The organism is Salinicoccus hispanicus (genome assembly GCF_009831115.1).
GTDB classification, from domain to species: domain Bacteria; phylum Bacillota; class Bacilli; order Staphylococcales; family Salinicoccaceae; genus Salinicoccus; species Salinicoccus hispanicus.
Genome location: NZ_WUUK01000001.1, coordinates 128,134 through 146,343, shown reverse-complemented (window position 1 = coordinate 146,343; position 18,210 = coordinate 128,134). Strand labels below are relative to the sequence as shown.

At 50.3% G+C, this 18,210-nt stretch carries 17 protein-coding genes; all 17 read right to left on the bottom strand.

Going from position 1 to position 18,210, the window contains the following annotated elements; translation table 11 throughout:
• Window positions 1-27: 27 nt before the first annotated feature.
• Window positions 28-642, bottom strand: a complete 615-nt coding sequence (pyrE, locus tag GQ671_RS00720; RefSeq protein ID WP_160651185.1) for an orotate phosphoribosyltransferase — start codon at window positions 640-642, stop codon at window positions 28-30.
• Window positions 643-1,344: an orotidine-5'-phosphate decarboxylase gene (gene pyrF, locus GQ671_RS00715; protein WP_160653438.1), complete on the bottom strand. Its 702-nt coding sequence runs from the start codon at window positions 1,342-1,344 to the stop codon at window positions 643-645.
• A 7-nt stretch (window positions 1,345-1,351) separates the two neighbouring features.
• The gene (locus GQ671_RS00710; RefSeq protein ID WP_160651184.1) at window positions 1,352-2,272 is read right to left on the bottom strand and encodes a dihydroorotate dehydrogenase; all 921 of its coding nucleotides are present in this window, start codon (window positions 2,270-2,272) and stop codon (window positions 1,352-1,354) included.
• Window positions 2,269-3,018, bottom strand: a complete 750-nt coding sequence (locus tag GQ671_RS00705) for a dihydroorotate dehydrogenase electron transfer subunit (RefSeq protein WP_160651181.1) — start codon at window positions 3,016-3,018, stop codon at window positions 2,269-2,271. The genes GQ671_RS00710 and GQ671_RS00705 overlap by 4 nt, the downstream gene beginning before the upstream one ends.
• 8 nt (window positions 3,019-3,026) lie before the next feature.
• Window positions 3,027-6,203 (bottom strand): carbamoyl-phosphate synthase large subunit, encoded by a 3,177-nt coding sequence (carB, locus tag GQ671_RS00700; protein WP_160651178.1) that lies wholly within the window; start codon window positions 6,201-6,203, stop codon window positions 3,027-3,029.
• Window positions 6,196-7,278, bottom strand: a complete 1,083-nt coding sequence (carA, locus tag GQ671_RS00695) for a glutamine-hydrolyzing carbamoyl-phosphate synthase small subunit (protein WP_160653435.1) — start codon at window positions 7,276-7,278, stop codon at window positions 6,196-6,198. Before carA ends, carB begins: the two co-directional genes overlap by 8 nt.
• A gap of 2 nt (window positions 7,279-7,280) precedes the next feature.
• Window positions 7,281-8,555 (bottom strand): dihydroorotase, encoded by a 1,275-nt coding sequence (locus GQ671_RS00690; RefSeq protein WP_160651175.1) that lies wholly within the window; start codon window positions 8,553-8,555, stop codon window positions 7,281-7,283.
• Entirely contained in the window at window positions 8,555-9,436 is an 882-nt protein-coding gene (locus GQ671_RS00685; protein ID WP_160651172.1) for an aspartate carbamoyltransferase catalytic subunit, read from the bottom strand. The genes GQ671_RS00690 and GQ671_RS00685 overlap by 1 nt, the downstream gene beginning before the upstream one ends.
• The gene (locus GQ671_RS00680) at window positions 9,429-10,751 is read right to left on the bottom strand and encodes a uracil-xanthine permease family protein (protein ID WP_160651169.1); all 1,323 of its coding nucleotides are present in this window, start codon (window positions 10,749-10,751) and stop codon (window positions 9,429-9,431) included. Before GQ671_RS00680 ends, GQ671_RS00685 begins: the two co-directional genes overlap by 8 nt.
• Before the next feature lie 16 nt (window positions 10,752-10,767).
• Window positions 10,768-11,295 (bottom strand): bifunctional pyr operon transcriptional regulator/uracil phosphoribosyltransferase PyrR, encoded by a 528-nt coding sequence (gene pyrR, locus GQ671_RS00675; protein ID WP_160651166.1) that lies wholly within the window; start codon window positions 11,293-11,295, stop codon window positions 10,768-10,770.
• A 208-nt stretch (window positions 11,296-11,503) separates the two neighbouring features.
• Window positions 11,504-12,412 carry an RluA family pseudouridine synthase gene (locus tag GQ671_RS00670; RefSeq protein WP_160651163.1) on the bottom strand — a complete coding sequence of 303 codons (909 nt, stop codon included), beginning with the start codon at window positions 12,410-12,412 and terminating at the stop codon, window positions 11,504-11,506.
• Window positions 12,405-12,884, bottom strand: coding sequence for a signal peptidase II (gene lspA / locus GQ671_RS00665; protein ID WP_160651160.1), 480 nt, complete (start codon window positions 12,882-12,884; stop codon window positions 12,405-12,407). Before lspA ends, GQ671_RS00670 begins: the two co-directional genes overlap by 8 nt.
• Window positions 12,885-12,893: 9 nt before the next feature.
• Window positions 12,894-15,632: an isoleucine--tRNA ligase gene (gene ileS / locus GQ671_RS00660; RefSeq protein WP_160651157.1), complete on the bottom strand. Its 2,739-nt coding sequence runs from the start codon at window positions 15,630-15,632 to the stop codon at window positions 12,894-12,896.
• A 269-nt stretch (window positions 15,633-15,901) separates the two neighbouring features.
• On the bottom strand, window positions 15,902-16,420 hold the full coding sequence (locus GQ671_RS00655; RefSeq protein ID WP_160651154.1) for a DivIVA domain-containing protein: 519 nt from the start codon (window positions 16,418-16,420) through the stop codon (window positions 15,902-15,904).
• A 21-nt stretch (window positions 16,421-16,441) separates the two neighbouring features.
• Window positions 16,442-17,221 (bottom strand): YlmH family RNA-binding protein, encoded by a 780-nt coding sequence (locus tag GQ671_RS00650; protein ID WP_160651136.1) that lies wholly within the window; start codon window positions 17,219-17,221, stop codon window positions 16,442-16,444.
• Window positions 17,222-17,313: 92 nt separating this feature from the next.
• Entirely contained in the window at window positions 17,314-17,619 is a 306-nt protein-coding gene (locus GQ671_RS00645) for a YggT family protein (RefSeq protein ID WP_160651133.1), read from the bottom strand.
• Window positions 17,620-17,630: 11 nt separating this feature from the next.
• On the bottom strand, window positions 17,631-18,209 hold the full coding sequence (locus GQ671_RS13100) for a cell division protein SepF (protein ID WP_160651130.1): 579 nt from the start codon (window positions 18,207-18,209) through the stop codon (window positions 17,631-17,633).
• Window position 18,210 lies beyond the last annotated feature (1 nt).

Below are 18,210 nucleotides of genomic sequence, written 5' to 3'. Positions count from 1 at the left end.
AATGGATGTATCCATTCCGGTCATTTTTTATTTGGATAGACCTTCCCTGAATTCGAGAACCGTATCCTTTTGTTCATGCGTAATCGCACCACGTCTTATGCTCACATCAATAAGCGTATCCAGATCACTCAATGTGTGGAATGTGAGGTCTGCCTGCTCGAACGCCTTTACCGCTGATGGAATACCATATGTAAAGATGGCAATGACAGTCATCAGATCGGCCTCGTTTTCCTTGAGTGCCTCTGCCGCTTCAAGGCAGGAGCCGCCGGTTGAAATGAGATCCTCGACCAGGACGACCTTCCTTCCTGCCACACCGGCACCTTCGATCTGGTTACCTTTGCCATGCTTTTTCCTGCTGCCCCGTACATAGCACATCGGAAGTCCGAGCTTTTCGCTGATGTAGGCTGCGTGGGGAATGCCTGCAGTGGATGTTCCCGCAATCACTTCTGCATCCGGTGCCTGTGCTTTGATCTGTTCGACGAATGCATCGGCAATTTCATTCCTCGCCTCTACATCACCGATGATTTTCCGATTATCGCAGTATATCGGGGACTGGATTCCGCTTGCCCATGTAAAAGGCGCATCCGGGCTCAGTTCCACCGCATTGATGTTCAAAAGTATTTCCGCTACACGTTGTTTCAACTATTCTTCCCCGCTTTCCCATTCTTCTTTTACTCTGCTGTACTGGGCGACCGGATTGCTTGCCTTTGTAACGGACCGGCCGACAACAATATAGTCACTGCCGAGCGCATGTGCACGGGCTGGCGTAACCACTCTCACCTGGTCATCCTTCGAATCCTCGTTCAGACGGATACCCGGCGTAACGGTAAGAAAGTCATCACCGCAGTGCGCATGTATCAATCGGGATTCGAGTGGCGATGATACTACGCCGTCAAGTCCCGAATCCTTGGCAAGCTGCGCATAGTGGGCGACGCTTTCTTCCAGTGAAAGTATGGACTTCTGTTCCTGCTGCATCATCTCTTCACTTGTTGAAGTCAGTTGTGTTACGGCAATCAGAATCCCGTCCGGATTATGGTACTTGAAGGACTCCGCTGCACGTTTCATCATGGAGGATCCGCCCTGCGCATGGACATTCGTCATCTGCACATCCAATGAAGCGAGCCCTGCCATGGCCTTCCCGACAGTATTTGGAATATCATGAAGTTTGAGGTCCAGAAAGACGTCATGTCCCATCGCCCTGATCTCCCTGATGACTGCTGGTCCATTCTGAAGGTAGAGCTCCATGCCGACCTTTACGAAAAGAGGTTCATCGAACTTTGTGAGAAACCTTTCCACTTCTGCCATTGTACTGAAATCCAAAGCAATTATCGGTCTATTCATAATATCCTCCTCAGAGTGTTTTATAGGCGCGCCCTTTAAGATCATGAAGATGATCGAGACCCATTTCCGACACTTTTTCATCGAGTGATTGAATGAGAGTCGGACAGATCATGGGATCTGTAAAATTCATTGTTCCGATTGCCACTGCATCTGCACCTACAGAAATGTAGTCCAGAATATCATCGACGTTTGAGATCCCCCCCATTCCGATGATCGGAATATGAGGCAGGTGCTGACGCACCTGATAGATCATATTCAGACTCACCGGTTTGATTGCAGGACCGCTGAGCCCCCCGGTGGTGTTCGAGAGGATCGGACGTCCACGATTATCGAGCCGCATGCCGACCAGCGTGTTGATCATCGTCAGCCCGTCAGCAATATCACCAACGCTTCTGGCCATGTCCACAATACTCGTCACATTGGGCGACAGCTTCACATATACCGGCACGTCCGATACTTCCTTGACACGGGATGTCAATCGCCTGGCTGTTTCAGGATCGGTACCGAATTGGATGCCGCCTTCCTTGACGTTCGGGCATGAGATGTTGAGTTCGATGGCTTTGACGTTGGATGCCTTTGAAATTTTGTCAGCCACAATGACATAATCATCGACCGCGCTGCCGGCAACATTGGCGATGATCGGCACATCGAACTGTTCAAGAAACTTGAGCTCATGCGCGAGAATATGATCGACACCCGGGTTCTGCAGACCGATGGCATTCAGCATGCCGCTTGAAGTCTCAGCGACCCGCGGCGTGCGGTTGCCGGTTCTTGCCTCATGTGTTGCCGCCTTGATCATGATGGCCCCGAGATCCGACAGGTCGTAGAGCTTTGAGAACTCCTCCCCGAAGCTGAAGCAGCCGGAAGCTGGCATGATCGGATTTTTAAGATCAAGACCCGGAAGGGTGATGTTCAACGCACTGCTGTTCATAGTACAATCTCTCCCTTCCTGAAGACTGGCCCTTCTGTACATAGTTTGATCCAGTCGCCCTCCGCTGTTTCGCATACGCAGGCATAGCATACACCAAAGCCGCACCCCATGCGTTCTTCAAGTGAGATATAGCCATCCATTTCCATCGTTTCACTCAATACTTTAAGCATGACCTTGGGACCGCAGGCATAGAAGCAGTCGAAATGCTGATCAAGTGCGCTGATGGCATCTGTAACAAATCCTTCGGTACCATATGATCCATCTGCAGTTGCGACATGTGTTTCACCCAGAGCCTTGAACTTTTCCTCATAGAAAACATCCTTCTTCGAATTGAAGCCGAGGATGTGTGTTGTTTTGACACCCATCCGGTTCAGCTGCTTCGACAGTTCATACAGCGGAGGCACACCGATGCCACCTCCGACGATGAGCACATGATCATTCTGCTCGAGTGGATAGCCATTACCCAGTGGAGAGAGGATATCTACAGTATCCCCTGATCCAAGTTTTGAAAGCTTTCTTGTACCCTCACCTTCGGCACGGTATATGACAGTGAACCGGGAATGCTCGTGATCGATATCGGCAATTGAAATCGGGCGTCTCAGCACGTGCTCTGTCGTATCATTGATGCGGACATGAACGAACTGTCCAGGTGTCTTCATGCTGCTGGTAATATCTCCTTCGAGCACCATCTCATGAATCTTATCCGCAATACACTTCTGATCTACAACTGTCATCAGATTTTTCATCTTTTCACCTACATCTTTTCCATATTGAATGTCATGCTTTCAATGACTTCGACAAGTGTACGTGCTGTATCCAGTGATGTCAGGCATGGAATTCCATTCTCGACTGATTCCCTTCTGATTCTGAAGCCGTCCCTTTCGACCTGCTTCCCTTTCGTCATCGTATTGATGACAATCTGTACGCTGCCGTTCTGGATATTTTTCAACAGGCTGTTTTCGCCTTCGCTGACCTTATCCACAGTAATATATGGAATTCCATATTCCGCAAGCGCCTTGCCTGTTCCTTTAGTCGCCATGATGCGGTATCCGCATTGGGAAAGACGGTGTGCCAGCTTTACAGCATCTTCCTTATCCTTATCTGCAACAGTGATGAGTACGGTGCCATGGTCCTTCACTTCAAGTCCGCTTGCCACTAGCCCTTTATACAGTGCTTTATTGAGGCTCAGGTCCTTGCCCATCACTTCCCCTGTCGATTTCATCTCAGGTCCCAGAGTGATATCCACGTTCTTGAGCTTGCTGAAGCTGAATACCGGTGCTTTGACATGATAGCCCTTCTTGAATGGTGCGAGTCCGAGTGGATAGTCTGTATCTCCCAGGTCAACACCGAGTATCGCTTTCATTGCCAGATTGGCCATCGGGATTTCAGTGATCTTGCTCATGAACGGTACCGTACGGCTGGCACGAGGATTGACTTCAAGCACGTAGACTTCACCTTCGGACAGGACGAACTGGATGTTGATCAGACCGATTGTATTGAGACCAAGTGCCAGCTTTTCCGTGTACTCCTTCAGAGTGGCGATTTCGTTGTTGGTCAGTGTGACCGGCGGGTAGACTGCAATGGAGTCTCCGGAGTGCACACCAGCACGTTCAATGTGCTCCATGATGCCTGGGATGATGACATTCACACCATCGCTGATGGCATCCACTTCTATTTCCTTGCCTGTCAAGTAGCGGTCGATCAGTACCGGGTGCTCCGGTGATGCCTTGACCGCGTCCCGCATATAGTTTTTCAGTTCGTTTTCGTCATGGACAATCTCCATGGCACGGCCACCAAGAACATAGCTCGGGCGGACAAGGACGGGATAGCCGATATGCGTTGCATTTTCAAGTGCTTCCTGTTCGTTTGTCGCCGTCTTGCCGAGTGGCTGTGGCACATCGATTTCATGGAGCAGCGCTTCGAAGCGTTTTCTGTCTTCAGCACGGTCGAGGTCATCAAGGGAAGTCCCGAGAATTTTTACGCCGTCGCGTTCCAGATGATCTGCCAGGTTGATGGCTGTCTGTCCACCGAACTGTACGACGACACCTTTCGGCTGCTCCAGTTCGATGATATTCATGACATCCTCATGGGTCAGCGGTTCGAAGTAGAGCTTGTCGGAAATCGAGAAATCCGTTGAAACCGTTTCAGGATTGTTGTTGATGATGATTGCTTCATAGCCCGCTTCCTGTATGGCCCATACCGCATGTACAGTGGCATAGTCGAACTCGACACCCTGCCCGATACGGATCGGTCCACTGCCGAGAACGATGATTTTCTCCCTATCGCTTGGGATGGATTCATTTTCCTGTTCATACGTGCCGTAGAAGTACGGTGTTGCCGACTCGAATTCTGCCGCACATGTATCGACCATCTTGTAGACCGGCATCAGTCCTTCGGACTTGCGCAGCTTGAAGACATCCTCCTCACTCATGTTCCAGCGGTGGCCGATGACCCTGTCGCTGAAGCCATATGTCTTGGCCCACTTGAGGTGGTCCATGGATTCAGGGTTCTCTTTAAGTTCATGCTCGATATCGATGATATGCTGGAACTTTCTCAGGAAGAACATGTCGATTTCAGTCCACTCATGGATTGTTTCCATTGAAACACCACGCCTCAATGCTTCCCCGATATAGAACAGTCTTTCATCACTCTGCTTCTGGATCATTTCATTGATGTAGTCGAGCTCGAATTCATCGCCGTTCGGGAGGCCAAGGTGATGGACACCATATTCAAGTGAACGGATGGCTTTCAGAAGTGATTCCTCATACGTACGGCCGATGGCCATGACTTCACCGGTCGCCTTCATCTGGGTACCGAGTTTGCGTTCTCCTTTTTCGAACTTGTCGAACGGGAAGCGCGGAATTTTTGAGACGACATAGTCGAGTGCCGGTTCGAATGCAGCATAGCTCGTACCTGTGATCGGGTTGATCATTTCATCCAGTGTCAGACCGATTGCGATTTTGGCTGCAAGCTTGGCGATCGGATAGCCTGTTGCTTTCGAGGCCAGTGCAGAAGAGCGTGACACCCTTGGATTGACTTCGATGATGTAGTAGTCGAAGGAGTGCGGATCAAGCGCCAGCTGTACGTTGCAGCCACCCTCTATTTCGAGTTTGCGGATGACATCGAGTGACACGTTGCGCAGCATCTGATGCTCCTTATCGGTCAGTGTCTGTGTCGGGGCAACAACGATGGAATCGCCTGTATGGATGCCGACCGGGTCGATGTTCTCCATGTTACATACGACAATCGCATTGTTATTGGAATCACGCATCACTTCATATTCGACTTCCTTGAAACCGGCAATCGATTTTTCGACGAGGCACTGGCTGACCGGTGAGTATTTCAGGCCGTTCGCCACGATTTCCCTCAAATCTTCATCGTTGTAGCAGATGCCGCCGCCTGTCCCACCCATGGTGAAGGCAGGACGTACGATAAATGGGTAGCCGACCCGGTTCTTGAAAGTGACTGCTTCGTTCATCGTCGTGATGATGTCGGAATCCGGAACGGGCACATCCATCTGATTCATCAGCTGTCTGAAGAGATCGCGGTCTTCTGCCTGTTTGATTGAGGACAGTTTCGTCCCGAGCAGTTCCACGCCATTTTCTTCGAGAATGCCCAGACGATCCAGTTCCACTGCCATGTTCAGGCCGACCTGCCCGCCGAGTGTTGGAAGCAGCGCATCCGGCTGCTCCTTGCGGATGATTCTTGAGATGAAGTCCGGAGTGAGCGGTTCGATATAGACAACATCAGCGATTTCCTTGTCGGTCATGATGGTCGCGGGGTTCGAGTTTACGAGGATGACTCGATAGCCCTCCTCCCTCAATGCGACGCAGGCCTGTGTTCCTGCATAGTCGAACTCTGCTGCCTGGCCGATGATGATCGGGCCGCTTCCAATGACGAGAATGGTTTCGATGTCTTTACGTTTAGGCATGGTTGCCCTCCTTCTGCTTCATCAAGTCTATGAATTCTTTGAAAAGATACTCTGGATCATGCGGGCCGGAACTGGCTTCCGGATGGTACTGCACTGAAAATGCAGGGTATTCGGTATGTCTGAGTCCTTCCACAGTGTTATCGTTCAAAGCGATGTGAGTCACTTCAAGACCTGTGCCTCGAAGAGAGTCCGGATCGATGGAATAGCCATGGTTCTGTGATGAGATTTCAATTTTTCCTGTCGCAAGATTCTTGACGGGATGGTTGCTGCCACGGTGGCCGAATTTCATCTTGAATGTCTTTGCACCACATGCAATGCCGAAAACCTGGTGGCCCATGCATATGCCGAATAGTGGTATGCCGAGCAGCTCTTTCACAGTGTTGATCTGGTCCGGTATATTGGCCGGATCCCCGGGACCGTTCGACAGCATGACGCCGTCCGGACGCATCTGTTTGATCTCTTTTGCTGTCGTATCGTAAGGTACAACAGTAACATCGCACCCAAAACTGTTCAGATGGCGGACGATGTTTTCCTTCTTGCCGTAGTCGATCAGTACGACACGCGGACCCGGTCCTGTTGAAATATAAGGTGTTTTCGTAGCGACACGTTTGACCTGATCTGTACGGAATGATGAATTCTGCAGCAGTTCGATCAGATCCTCATGATATGTCTCGTCAGTAATGATCGCCTTCATCACACCGCCGCTTCTCAGCTTCCTTGTGATGCTTCTTGTATCAATGCCGCTGATTCCCGGAATGTCATGACGCTTCAGAAATTCATCGATCGTTTCTGATGTACGGAAGTTCGAAGGTCCGGTACTTGCTTCCCTGACAACCACACCACGTGCCTGGGCCATCAGCGATTCATTATCTTCCGTATTCATTCCCGTGTTGCCGATCAGCGGGTAGGTGAAAGTGATGATCTGGTCCGTATAGGACAGATCGGTGATCACTTCCTGCGCGCCTGTCATCGTCGTATTGAAGACAAGTTCCCCTTCGGATGTCTTGTTGGCACCAAAAGGATAACCCTCATAGACTGTGCCGTCTTCCAGTACCAGGTATCTCTTTTCTTTCAGCATCATGCTTCCTCCTTGTATGCGATTGTGCCATCAACGATGGTCATATGGATATCCGATTCCAGCTCCATGCCGTGGAATGGTGTATTGCGTGCCTTTGAATGAAACGCCTCTTTGTCGAGCGTATATTTCTTCTCCAGATTGATGACTGTGATATCAGCTGCCTTGCCTTCCGCCAGAACACCCATATCCATATTGAATGTTTCGGACGGCTTGACTGTCATCCAGTCGATGAGCTGCTGCAAGGTGAATGTGCCATTTTTGACCAGTTTCGTATAGAGCAGCTGGAAGGCATTTTCACTGCCCGTAATGCCGAACGGTGCCGTCTCGATGCCGACCGACTTCTCTGCTTCGGCATGGGGTGCATGGTCTGTCGCAATCAGATCGATTGTGCCGTCGAGCAGGCCCGCAATCAATGCTTCGCGGTCATCACTGCCTCTGAGCGGCGGATTCATCTTGAAGTTCGGGTCATCGCTTGCAATATCATTCTCATCAAGTACAAGGTGGTGCGGGGTGACTTCTGCTGTAACATGCACACCGGCACGCTTCGCATCACGGATGATGCGCACACTCTCCTTAGTACTCACATGGCATACATGATAGTGGCATCCGGCCGCTTCTGCGAGCAGTATATCCCGCGCGATATGTACGGATTCTGCAACTGATGGGATGCCCGGCAGCCCGAGCCTGCGGCTCGCTTCACCTTCATGGATGGCGCCACCATGGATCAGTGTATTCTCTTCGGTGTGGGCAACGACAGGCATACTCACTTTTTTTGCTTCAATCATTGCCTGCAGCATCATATCAGCATTCTGCACACCGACACCATCGTCTGTAAAAGCAAATGCACCGCCTTGTTTCAATGCGGGAAAATCAACCAGTTCACGACCCAATTGGCGCTCGGTGATGGAGGCGTATGGAATGACTTTGACGTGTGCCGTCTCTTTGATCCGGTCCTGGATATTTGCCAGTGTATCCGCATTATCCGGTACCGGCCGTGTATTCGGCATCGGGCAGATGGCAGTGAATCCCCCACGGGCAGCAGCAAGAGTACCCGTTTCGATCGTCTCCTTATGTTCGCCGCCCGGCTCTCTCAGATGAACGTGGACATCCACGAACCCTGGAGTGATGAGCATGCCTGTGCAGTCCACCGTCTCTTCATCTCCTCTTTCGATGCTGTCCGCAATCTGTGCGACTATACCGTTCTCGATGAAAATATCTTTCCTGACTTCATTGTTGTTCTCCAGTACCGTTCCATTTTTCAAAAGCAATCCCATTATTTTTCACTCCCAAAAATTTCTTGTAGTACACTCATGCGCATGAAGACACCATTCTTCATCTGTTCAAAGATCACCGAACGCGGACCTTCTATCAGACGCCCATCAATCTCGACATCCCGGTTGACCGGTGCCGGATGCATGATGATGGCATTCTCTTTCATACGCTGGTGCCGTGCCAGTGTCATGCCGTATTTCATATGGTAGGTCTTTTTTGTGAAGTCGACCGCATCGCCATGCCGCTCGTGCTGGACACGCAGCAGCATGATGACGTCCGCTTCCTCCACTGCATCATCCAGATCGACATAAGGCACTGCCATGCTGTCATCCTGCCATGCTTCAGGCGCACAGAATCTGACTTCAGCCCCCAGTTTTGATAGGGCCTGCTGATTGCTTTTGGCCACGCGACTGTGTGAAATGTCTCCGGCAATCACCACTTTCAGGCCATGGAAACTGCCGAACCGTTCATAGATGGTCATCAGGTCGAGCAGCGACTGGGTGGGGTGTGAACCACTGCCGTCCCCACCGTTGATGATCGGAATGCCGAGGTCTTCCATTTCCTCATAGTATTCCGTGATGCCATGGCGAATGACCAGAGCATCACAGCCGATGGCTTCCATTGTGCGGCAAGTATCGTAGAGCGATTCGCCTTTTGTGACGGAACTGTGGTCGGCATCGAATGGAATCGACGTGATGCCGAGCCGCCTTTCGGCCATCTCGAAGCTTGCCTTTGTACGGGTCGAAGGTTCGAAGAAGAGGTTCGCTATATATTTTTTTTCTGTAAGAGGCGTGTAGTTTCCAGCCTTCATCTCAAGTGCCCTCTCGATGAGCCGCATGATATCAGTGTCCGTAAGCTGGTGCATCGATAGCAGATTATTCATCTCTTAAAGGTGCCTCCTTTGGAAGAATTGCATTCAGAACGATTCCTGCAACGGCCGCAAGTGCCATCCCTTCAAGATTGAACGGGATGTCTCCGATGGTGAAATCGAGGTGGGCCTTGCCGATGCCGATGACCAGGATGACCGATGCGATGACGAGGTTCCTTTTGGAATCGAGGTTCACCTGCTCATCAATCAGCATTCTGAGTCCGCTTGATGCAATGATGCCGAAGAGCAGTATGGAGACACCACCCATTACTGGGGAAGGGATGCTCTGTACAACTGCTGTAAACTTGCCGATGAAACCGAGTATGACCGCAAGGACACCTGCGCCGCCGATGACCCAGACACTGAATATGCGCGTAATGGCGAGCACTCCGATGTTTTCACCATATGTTGTCGTCGGCGGGCCGCCGATGATGCTTGAGAACATTGTGGAGACACCGTCCCCGATCAGCGAGCGGTGCAGTCCCGGCTTCTTGAAGAAGTTGCGTCCGACGATCTTGTTGATGACCATCTGGTGACCGATATGCTCACTGACCGTAACAAAGACGATCGGCAGCATGACGATCATCAGACCGACATTCAGTGTCGGATCGTAGGATACGAAAGGTACATGTACATCCGGCAGGACGAACCAGCCCGTTTCCATGATGGCGGTGAAGTCGACGATGCCGACAAGAACCGCTGTAATGTAGCCGCCGACGATGCCGATCAGGATCGGGATGAGCGACAGCACGCCTCTTAGGAAAATGGAAGCGCAGATGGTGATGATGAGCGTCACAGCGGCAACGAATATGTAGAGCATGCTGTAGCCTTCCTGGTTGCCGGAATCCGTATACATGGCCATGTCAACGGCAACCGGTGCAAGTCCGAGCCCGATGACCATGATGACCGGCCCGACAACTATCGGCGGCAGGAGGTTCATCAGCCAGTTGATGCCGAACAACCTGATCACAAGTCCGATGATGACATACAGCACCCCACTGAAGAATAGGGCCGTCAGCACTTCACCGAGGCTGTTGGCGCCAAGCGCAATGGTAATGGGCAGAATGAATGCAAAACTTGAACCCAGGTATGCAGGTATCTGCCCTTTTGTAATGAGCAGGTAGAGCAGCGTACCGATTCCGCTTGCAATCAGAGCAGCCGATATCGGCAGTCCTGTCAGGAAAGGAACGAGTACAGTGGCACCGAACATGGCGAACAGGTGCTGCGAACTCAGCAGCAGCCACTGGGCAGGTTTTGGTTTCTCATGTACATCCAGTACCGGCTCTACACTTTTGCTATAGATTTCTTCTGTTGATTCTCTGTCCTGCATGACTTCGTTCCTCCTATTATTTGCTTAATGTCACTTCGTTCGTCTTATCGTATTCCGTAAGATTCACATGAATCTTTTCATCACGTGCTGTCGGAATGTTCTTTCCCACATAATCCGCACGTATCGGCAGTTCCCTGTGTCCGCGGTCGATCAATACAGCCAGGGATATTTTGGCCGGCCGGACCTGGCTCAGTATCGCGTCCATGGCCGCCCGGATCGTCCGGCCGGTATAGAGCACATCATCCACTACGATGACATGGCGGTCATCGAGTGCAACATCAATGGAGATGGTTTCTTTCGCCTCTCCACCCTCTGGCTGCCTGTCGTCTCTGAATGCCGTAATATCAATGGTGCCTGTCGGTATTCTGACACCGTCGATGCTCTCGATGCGTTCCTGAAGCCGGGTGGCCAGAAATTCTCCCCGTGTCTTGATGCCGAGGAATACAATACCTTCAGACCCTTTATTGCGTTCCAGTATTTCATGCGATATCCGGGTCAGCGACCGGCTGATCTGCGATTCGTCAAGGATGGTTCTCTGCTCCATAACTAATGACCTCTTTTCAAAAATTGTATAAAAAAATACTCATGTCCAAAGACATGAGTATACACGTATCCCAATAATTATGCAGTCCGCCTATGGCGGGTGCACCCGTTTATATCATGTCTTTGAAGCCTCACGGGACTTCTTTTAAAGACAATGGCTATTTACTTTTCCTTAACAGTCTATTCCTATTCATTTTCAATGTCAAGGGCTAATCCGTGAGCAGTGTCAAAGTTTCCAGTACATCCTCGAAAACATCGGGCAGTGGTACAGTAAACTCCATGTACTCACCGGTCTTCGGATGAACGAAACCGAGTGTGCCTGCATGCAGCATCTGGCCTTCCGATTCGATTGTTTTTCTCGGGCCATACTTCGGGTCACCGGCGAGCGGATAGCCGATGTACTTCATATGCACACGGATCTGGTGGGTCCGGCCGGTATCCAATATGCACTCGACGAGTGTAAAGTCCTTGTAGCGTTCCAGAACATTGAAATGGGTCACGGCCTCCTTGCCGTCATCGATGACCGCCATTTCCTGGCGCTCCTTCGGATTCCGTCCGATCGGTGCCTCGATGGTGCCTTTATCATGCGGGATGGTGCCGTGGACAAGGGCTGTATATTTTCTGGTCACACTTTTCTCAACCAGCTGCTCCACGAGATGCCTGTGCGTCACATCATCCTTGGCCACCATGAGAAGACCACTCGTATCCTTATCAATCCTGTGGACAATGCCTGGTCTCAGTTCACCATTGATGCCTGACAGGTTATCGAGCTGGTACATCAGTCCATTGACAAGCGTCCCGGACGGATGTCCGGCTGCCGGGTGTACCACCATACCTTTCGGCTTGTTGACGACAGCCACTTTATCGTCTTCATGGACGATATCAAGATCCAGGTTCTCCGGGACGATATCCGCTTCAACGAGCTCACGGTCCAGGACAATGACAATATCTCCACTTTTGACCTTGTAGTTGGCTTTGACAACTTTGCCATTCACTTTTACAAGCGCGTCCTTGATCCTTCCCTGCATATCACTGCGGGAAGTATCTTCGAGCTGTTCTGCAAGCAGCCTATCGATTCTCTGGCCACTGTCACTATCATTCACTATTATTTCATGCATTCTTGTCACCTTTTCCTATGAAGAAGAATTCGATCAGCATCAGTATGACGCCGATTGAGAGCGCGCTATCCGCCACGTTGAAAATCGGAAAATCGTAGGAGATGATCAGAACATCAATGAAGTCCACCACTTCCTGAAACAGTACACGATCGATGAAGTTTCCGAAAGCACCTGCCATCAGAAGTACAATGGCAGTCTGCAGCAGAAAGTTATCCTTCGCTTCCTTGATGTACACATATACCAGTATGCCAAGCACGAGAACCGTCACAAAGTAGAAGAAGAACATCTGTCCCTGGAACAGTCCCCATGCAGCACCACTATTACGATGGGAAGTCAACGACAGGAACTCGCCGAATACCGGTATCGACTCCCCCTCCTCCATGAAACGGACAATCAGATACTTGGTATACTGATCGAACGCCAGTATGAACAGACCGAGAGAAGCCATGGGCAGGATTCTATAAGATTTCATTCTAGCCTCCTACAACTGGTCGACAACTTCGCGACATCTCGGACAGATATCGTCATCGCCACCATCAATGGATTCGGCAGTTGAATAGTTCCAGCAGCGTTCACAGCGTGTACCTTCTGCATGCTCGACCTTCACACTGATATGATCATATGCCTTACCATCCGGCAGTGAATCCACAACTTCCACCTGCGAAACGATGAACAGCTGCGTGAGCGCACCATTGATATCATCATAGCTCATGCCTTCCGGCTCGGTCACATAGACTTTGGCTTCAAGCGATTTACCGATGACCTTTTCATTTCTTGCCACTTCAAGTGCCTTCAGTACATCATCTCTGACAGCCATGAACTGCTTCCATTTGCCGACAAGTGCCGAGTCGACTGCAGCAGTCTCAGGCATATACTCAAGATGGACGCTTTCCTTTTCAACATATGGTGTATGGTCATGGATCTCTTCAGCCGTATGCACAAGCACCGGTGCCATCAGACGGTTCAGATCCGTCAGAATCCTGTAGAGTACAGTCTGCATGCTGCGTCTGATATGGGCATCCTGCTTCTCGATGTAGAGGATGTCCTTGCCATAGTCCAGATAGAAATTGGAAAGCTCGACATTGATGAAGTTCTGGAGCGCCTGGTACATGGTTACATAATCATAGCGGTCGTAGCCATCAAGCATCATGTTGACGATCTCATTGAAGCGCTGCATCATGAACTGGTCGACTTCCTTCATATCTTCATATGCCACTGCGTCTTCCGCCGGATTGAAATCGGCGACGTTTCCGAGCAGGAAGCGGAATGTATTTCTGATCTTGCGATAGACTTCAGACACCTGTTTCAGAATATCATCGGAAATTCTGACATCCTCCTCGAAATCCGACGACATGACCCATAGACGGATGATATCTGCACCCATCTGCTTCATCACCTTTTCAGGCAGGATGGTATTGCCAAGGGATTTCGACATCTTCTTGCCTTCTCCGTCCATGACGAATCCGTGGCTCAGAAGCTCCTTGTATGGTGCGATGCCTTTCGTTGCCACACTTGTGATGATGGACGAGTTGAACCATCCACGGTACTGGTCAGAACCTTCAAAATAAAGATCTGCAGGATATGTCAGGTAGTCTCTTTTATCCAGCACACCACGATGGGAGGAGCCTGAATCGAACCAGACATCCATGATATCCGTTTCTTTCGTGAACGCTCCGTTCGGAGAACTTTCGTGGGTATAGCCTTCAGGCAGCAGATCTTTGGCATCCCATTCAAACCAGATGTTCGAACCGTGTTCTTCAAATAGTTCAGCGACATGTTCGATGACATCCGTATCGACGATCTCCTGGCCGTTTTCCGCGTAGAAGAACGGCAGAGGTACACCCCAGACACGCTGGCGGGAAATGACCCAGTCGCCACGGTTCTTGATCATGTTGTACATTCTCTTCTGGCTCCACTCGACCTGGAACTTCGTATCCATGACCGCTTCAAGAATATCTTCGCGTACATTTCTGATTGAAGCAAACCACTGTGGTGTGGCACGGAAGATGACCGGTGTCTTGGTGCGCCAGTCATGCGGATAGGAGTGGGTATAGAAGTTCAGCTTGACCAGAGCGCCTGAATCCTTCAGATCATCGGAAATGACCTTGTTCGCCTTATCATAGAAGAGACCTTCATATTTGCCTGCCTCATTTGTGAATACACCTTTGTCATCCACAGGACTGAGTACTTCAAGATCGTATTTCTGGCCGATGATGAAGTCGTCATCACCATGACCGGGTGCAGTGTGCACACAGCCTGTACCCGCGTCCGTTGTAACGTGGTCACCGAGTATGACGAGGCTCGTACGGTCGAACAGCGGATGTTTGGCTGCAATGTATTCAAGCGACTCGCCTTTGAATTCCTTCGTACGCGTCACCTTATCCTTGTCGAAATCGACTTCTTCGCAGAAGTGGTCGAGCAGATCTTCGGCAACAATGTATTCCTGACCTTCGTAGCCGAACTGCACATAGTTCAGTTCAGGGTGCACAGCAATCCCCTGGTTGGCAGGAATCGTCCACGGCGTAGTTGTCCAGATGACGAACTTGACACCGGCGTCGACCAGGCCTTTACCATCTGAAACTTCAAAGCCGACATAGATGGATGGGGAGCGTTTATCCTTGTATTCAAGTTCTGCTTCCGCCAGGGAAGATTCGCTGACAGGCGACCAGTAGATCGGTTTCTTGCCCTTGTAGATCAGGCCCTTTTCAACCATATCGCGTAGCACGCGCACTTGCGCCGCTTCGAACTCCGGCTTATACGTCAGGTAGGGGTTGTCCCATTCCCCATCGATACCCATGCGCTTGAATCCTTCACGCTGCAGGTCGATCTGAGTCTCGGCGAACTCGATGCATCTGTTTCTGAACTCCTCGATCGTCATGCTCTTACGGTCGACACCCTTGTTGGTCAGCGCCTGTTCGATCGGCAGACCATGTGTGTCCCAGCCTGGAACATATGGTGCATAGTAGCCGCGCATCTGCTTGTTGCGGATGATGATATCCTTGATGATCTTATTCAGTGCGTGTCCCATGTGCAGGGCACCATTGGCATACGGAGGGCCATCATGCAGCACATACGGCGTATTCCCTTCATTCAGCTTCAATTTCTTTTCATACAGCTTATCTTCCTGCCATTTCTTCTGCATTTCAGGCTCTTTGTTGACAAGCCCTCCACGCATCTTGAACTTTGTTTTCGGCATGAGCAAAGTCTCTTTATAGTCCATTTTCCTAACTCCTTCTCTCCTTGGATTGCTTCATGAATTAAAAAACTCTGAAATAGCGTCAATAGGGGCGAAATGATCCGCGGTACCACCCTGATTGACTCCATTCCAGAGTCCACTTGATTTCAATATGAACATGGATCATTAGTGATATCAAGATCGCCATCGTCTGCCGGGGCTCCCACCTTCCCCCGGTCGCTTCTGCTGCCAATGGCGTCTGCATGTCTAACAATACTATCATTATGCTAAATATCCGCTGATCCGTCAACATGTCATTCGTTCTGGTCCCGCTCCACTGCTTCAAGATCGTCCACCCGATGCTCCTGATTGGTTTCAAAATCAAGCAGGTAGTCCCAGTCATCCGACTTCAGCAGGTCGAGCTGTGCTTCAACCAGCATTTTGAACCGCGCACGGAAAATCTTGGACTGCCGCTTCATATCCTCGGTCTGGCTGGCGATATGGCGTGCACGCGCAAGGCTCTCGCTGACGATCCGTTCGCGCTCCGCTTCAGCCGACTTCACAATCTCTTCAGCTCTTGCCTGCGCTGTACGCTTGGCTTCATCACCCGCACGCTGGGCAGTAAGTATGGCTTCATTGATGCTTGTTTCAACATTCCTGAAGCTGTTCAGGTTCTCTTCCTTCTCATCCAGCATGCCTTCGAGCTGACTGATCTTTTCATCTCTCTGGTCAATCTCCGCCTGCAGTGCCCTAAGGTGTGTGCGTACTTCCTGCTCATCCAGACCACGGTACACCGTAGGGAATTTACGATTGACAGCTTCTTCTCTATCCATAATATTCACCTCAGTTGTGTATTACCCATCCCGATAGACTCTAACCTCGAGCCGGTATTTTCCTTTTTTCGTCTCTGCAGTCAGCTCCGTGACCTTGAAACGTCCAAAGTGGCGGATGGATACTGTATCACCGGTCTCCATTATAAATGAAGGGCTCGTAACAATCGAATGATTGACTTTCACCTTGCCCTTCTCAACGCGTGTCTTCGACTTTGCACGTCCTTCATTGATCACTTCGGAAATGATCGCGTCCACTCTGAAAGAGGAGACGAGTATCGATGCGGCCTTTCCATCATCCACCGCCTCGATGAAGGATTCATGGGGGACTTCCACAAGCGTGATGGGCGCATTCCTGATCCTATCAAGTGATTGACGGAACATTGCCGCATACGGTGCCGCAACTGCGAACTGTATACTGCCCCCGACTACAATATCACCAATCAGGGAACGGTCCACACCGACATTCATTATGGCGCCGAGTATGTTGCGGTGTGTCAGCGAGACAAACTTTTCAGGGTACTTCATTTCAAAAACGGCAATATCATATTCATCCAATGACACTTCAAGCATCTCGGGTATGATCATGGCCCTTTTGCGCTCACGATCACCGGCCCCGCCATAGAATTCGACTTTGAGCTCAGGGTAGCCACCGGCAAGGCTGGTCACGATCATCTGCTCCCTCGGATCGAGGAAATCGAGCAGAACCGGATAATAGTCCCGTTCTGCGATTTCGAACTTGCCATTATACATCGTGATCTTTTCATGCTCTTCTTTTCTAAAATGCTGATAGATCCCTTCCAATCTCCATCCTCCAGTATAGATTAATGAAGGCGCTCACCCGGGCAATCGTCGATGACCAATTGTCCGTTATGAGCGCCCCATTTCTTCAGTATTCAGTACATTGCGATGATGACGGCGTTGAAAATTGCATTCAGACCTCTCAGGAACAGATTCAGCACCAGTATGGCGATGATCGGAGACAGATCGAGCATGCCGCCGATCGGTGGAATCAGTTTTCTGAAAGGTTCAAGTATCGGTTCGTAGACCTTCCCGAGAATCTGGCCGAATGCCGATTCCCTCAATCCAGGCACCCAGGAGCTGAAAATATAGATGATGAGTCCCCAGGTGAAGATCGGGAATACAGTGTTTACGAAACGCTGTATGAAGCCTAGTATTTCTATGATAAGGTTAGTGTCCAATATGATTCTCCTTACATTTCTTCGATTTGACTATTGCCCTCGCTGATTTCACCTTCAACGCTGACACTGTTCGGTGTGCACAGGAAGATATCCGCACCCACCTTCTGGATGTCGCCATCCATGGCATACACAGTACCACTCAGAAAATCGACGATCCGCTTCTTCGGACCTTGATCCACTTTTGACAGGTTGACCAGCGTAGCACGCTCATTCTTCAACTCATCAGCAATGTCCTGAGTTTCGGAAAATACTCTCGGTTCAAACAGGCATACTTTTGTATTGCTCGCTTCTGCACTCATCAAAGTGGTCTCCTTTTCCTTCTGAATGGCTTTTCTTTCTTTTTCCTGGCGCTTTCTGACAGGTTTCTTCCGTTCCGTCTTCCTGTAGTTCAAAGGCGTCGTCTCCTTTTCATCCGGCTTTGACGGTGGTGCTTCTGCAGATGAATTCTGGGTCCGCCCTTTTTTGGATTCTTCCAGGCTTGTCACTTTTGCATTGCTGCCTACTGCTTTTTGTTCTTTATTTTCTTTCGTTGTGTCGTCTTCTTCATACTCGACAATGAATATATCCTTAAAAAACTTCTTGATGGCCATG

Bases quoted from the DNA above. Each gene is read 5' to 3' on its own strand.
- GQ671_RS00710 (WP_160651184.1), bottom strand. From the start codon at position 2,272: ATGAACAGCAGTGCGTTGAACATCACCCTTCCGGGTCTTGATCTTAAA.
- GQ671_RS00705 (WP_160651181.1), bottom strand. From the start codon at position 3,018: ATGAAAAATCTGATGACAGTTGTAGATCAGAAGTGTATTGCGGATAAG.
- carB (WP_160651178.1), bottom strand. From the start codon at position 6,203: ATGCCTAAACGTAAAGACATCGAAACCATTCTCGTCATTGGAAGCGGC.
- GQ671_RS00690 (WP_160651175.1), bottom strand. From the start codon at position 8,555: ATGGGATTGCTTTTGAAAAATGGAACGGTACTGGAGAACAACAATGAA.
- GQ671_RS00685 (WP_160651172.1), bottom strand. From the start codon at position 9,436: ATGAATAATCTGCTATCGATGCACCAGCTTACGGACACTGATATCATG.
- GQ671_RS00680 (WP_160651169.1), bottom strand. From the start codon at position 10,751: ATGCAGGACAGAGAATCAACAGAAGAAATCTATAGCAAAAGTGTAGAG.
- pyrR (WP_160651166.1), bottom strand. From the start codon at position 11,295: ATGGAGCAGAGAACCATCCTTGACGAATCGCAGATCAGCCGGTCGCTG.
- GQ671_RS00670 (WP_160651163.1), bottom strand. From the start codon at position 12,412: ATGCATGAAATAATAGTGAATGATAGTGACAGTGGCCAGAGAATCGAT.
- lspA (WP_160651160.1), bottom strand. From the start codon at position 12,884: ATGAAATCTTATAGAATCCTGCCCATGGCTTCTCTCGGTCTGTTCATA.
- ileS (WP_160651157.1), bottom strand. From the start codon at position 15,632: ATGGACTATAAAGAGACTTTGCTCATGCCGAAAACAAAGTTCAAGATG.
- GQ671_RS00655 (WP_160651154.1), bottom strand. From the start codon at position 16,420: ATGGATAGAGAAGAAGCTGTCAATCGTAAATTCCCTACGGTGTACCGT.
- GQ671_RS13100 (WP_160651130.1), bottom strand. From the start codon at position 18,209: ATGGCCATCAAGAAGTTTTTTAAGGATATATTCATTGTCGAGTATGAA.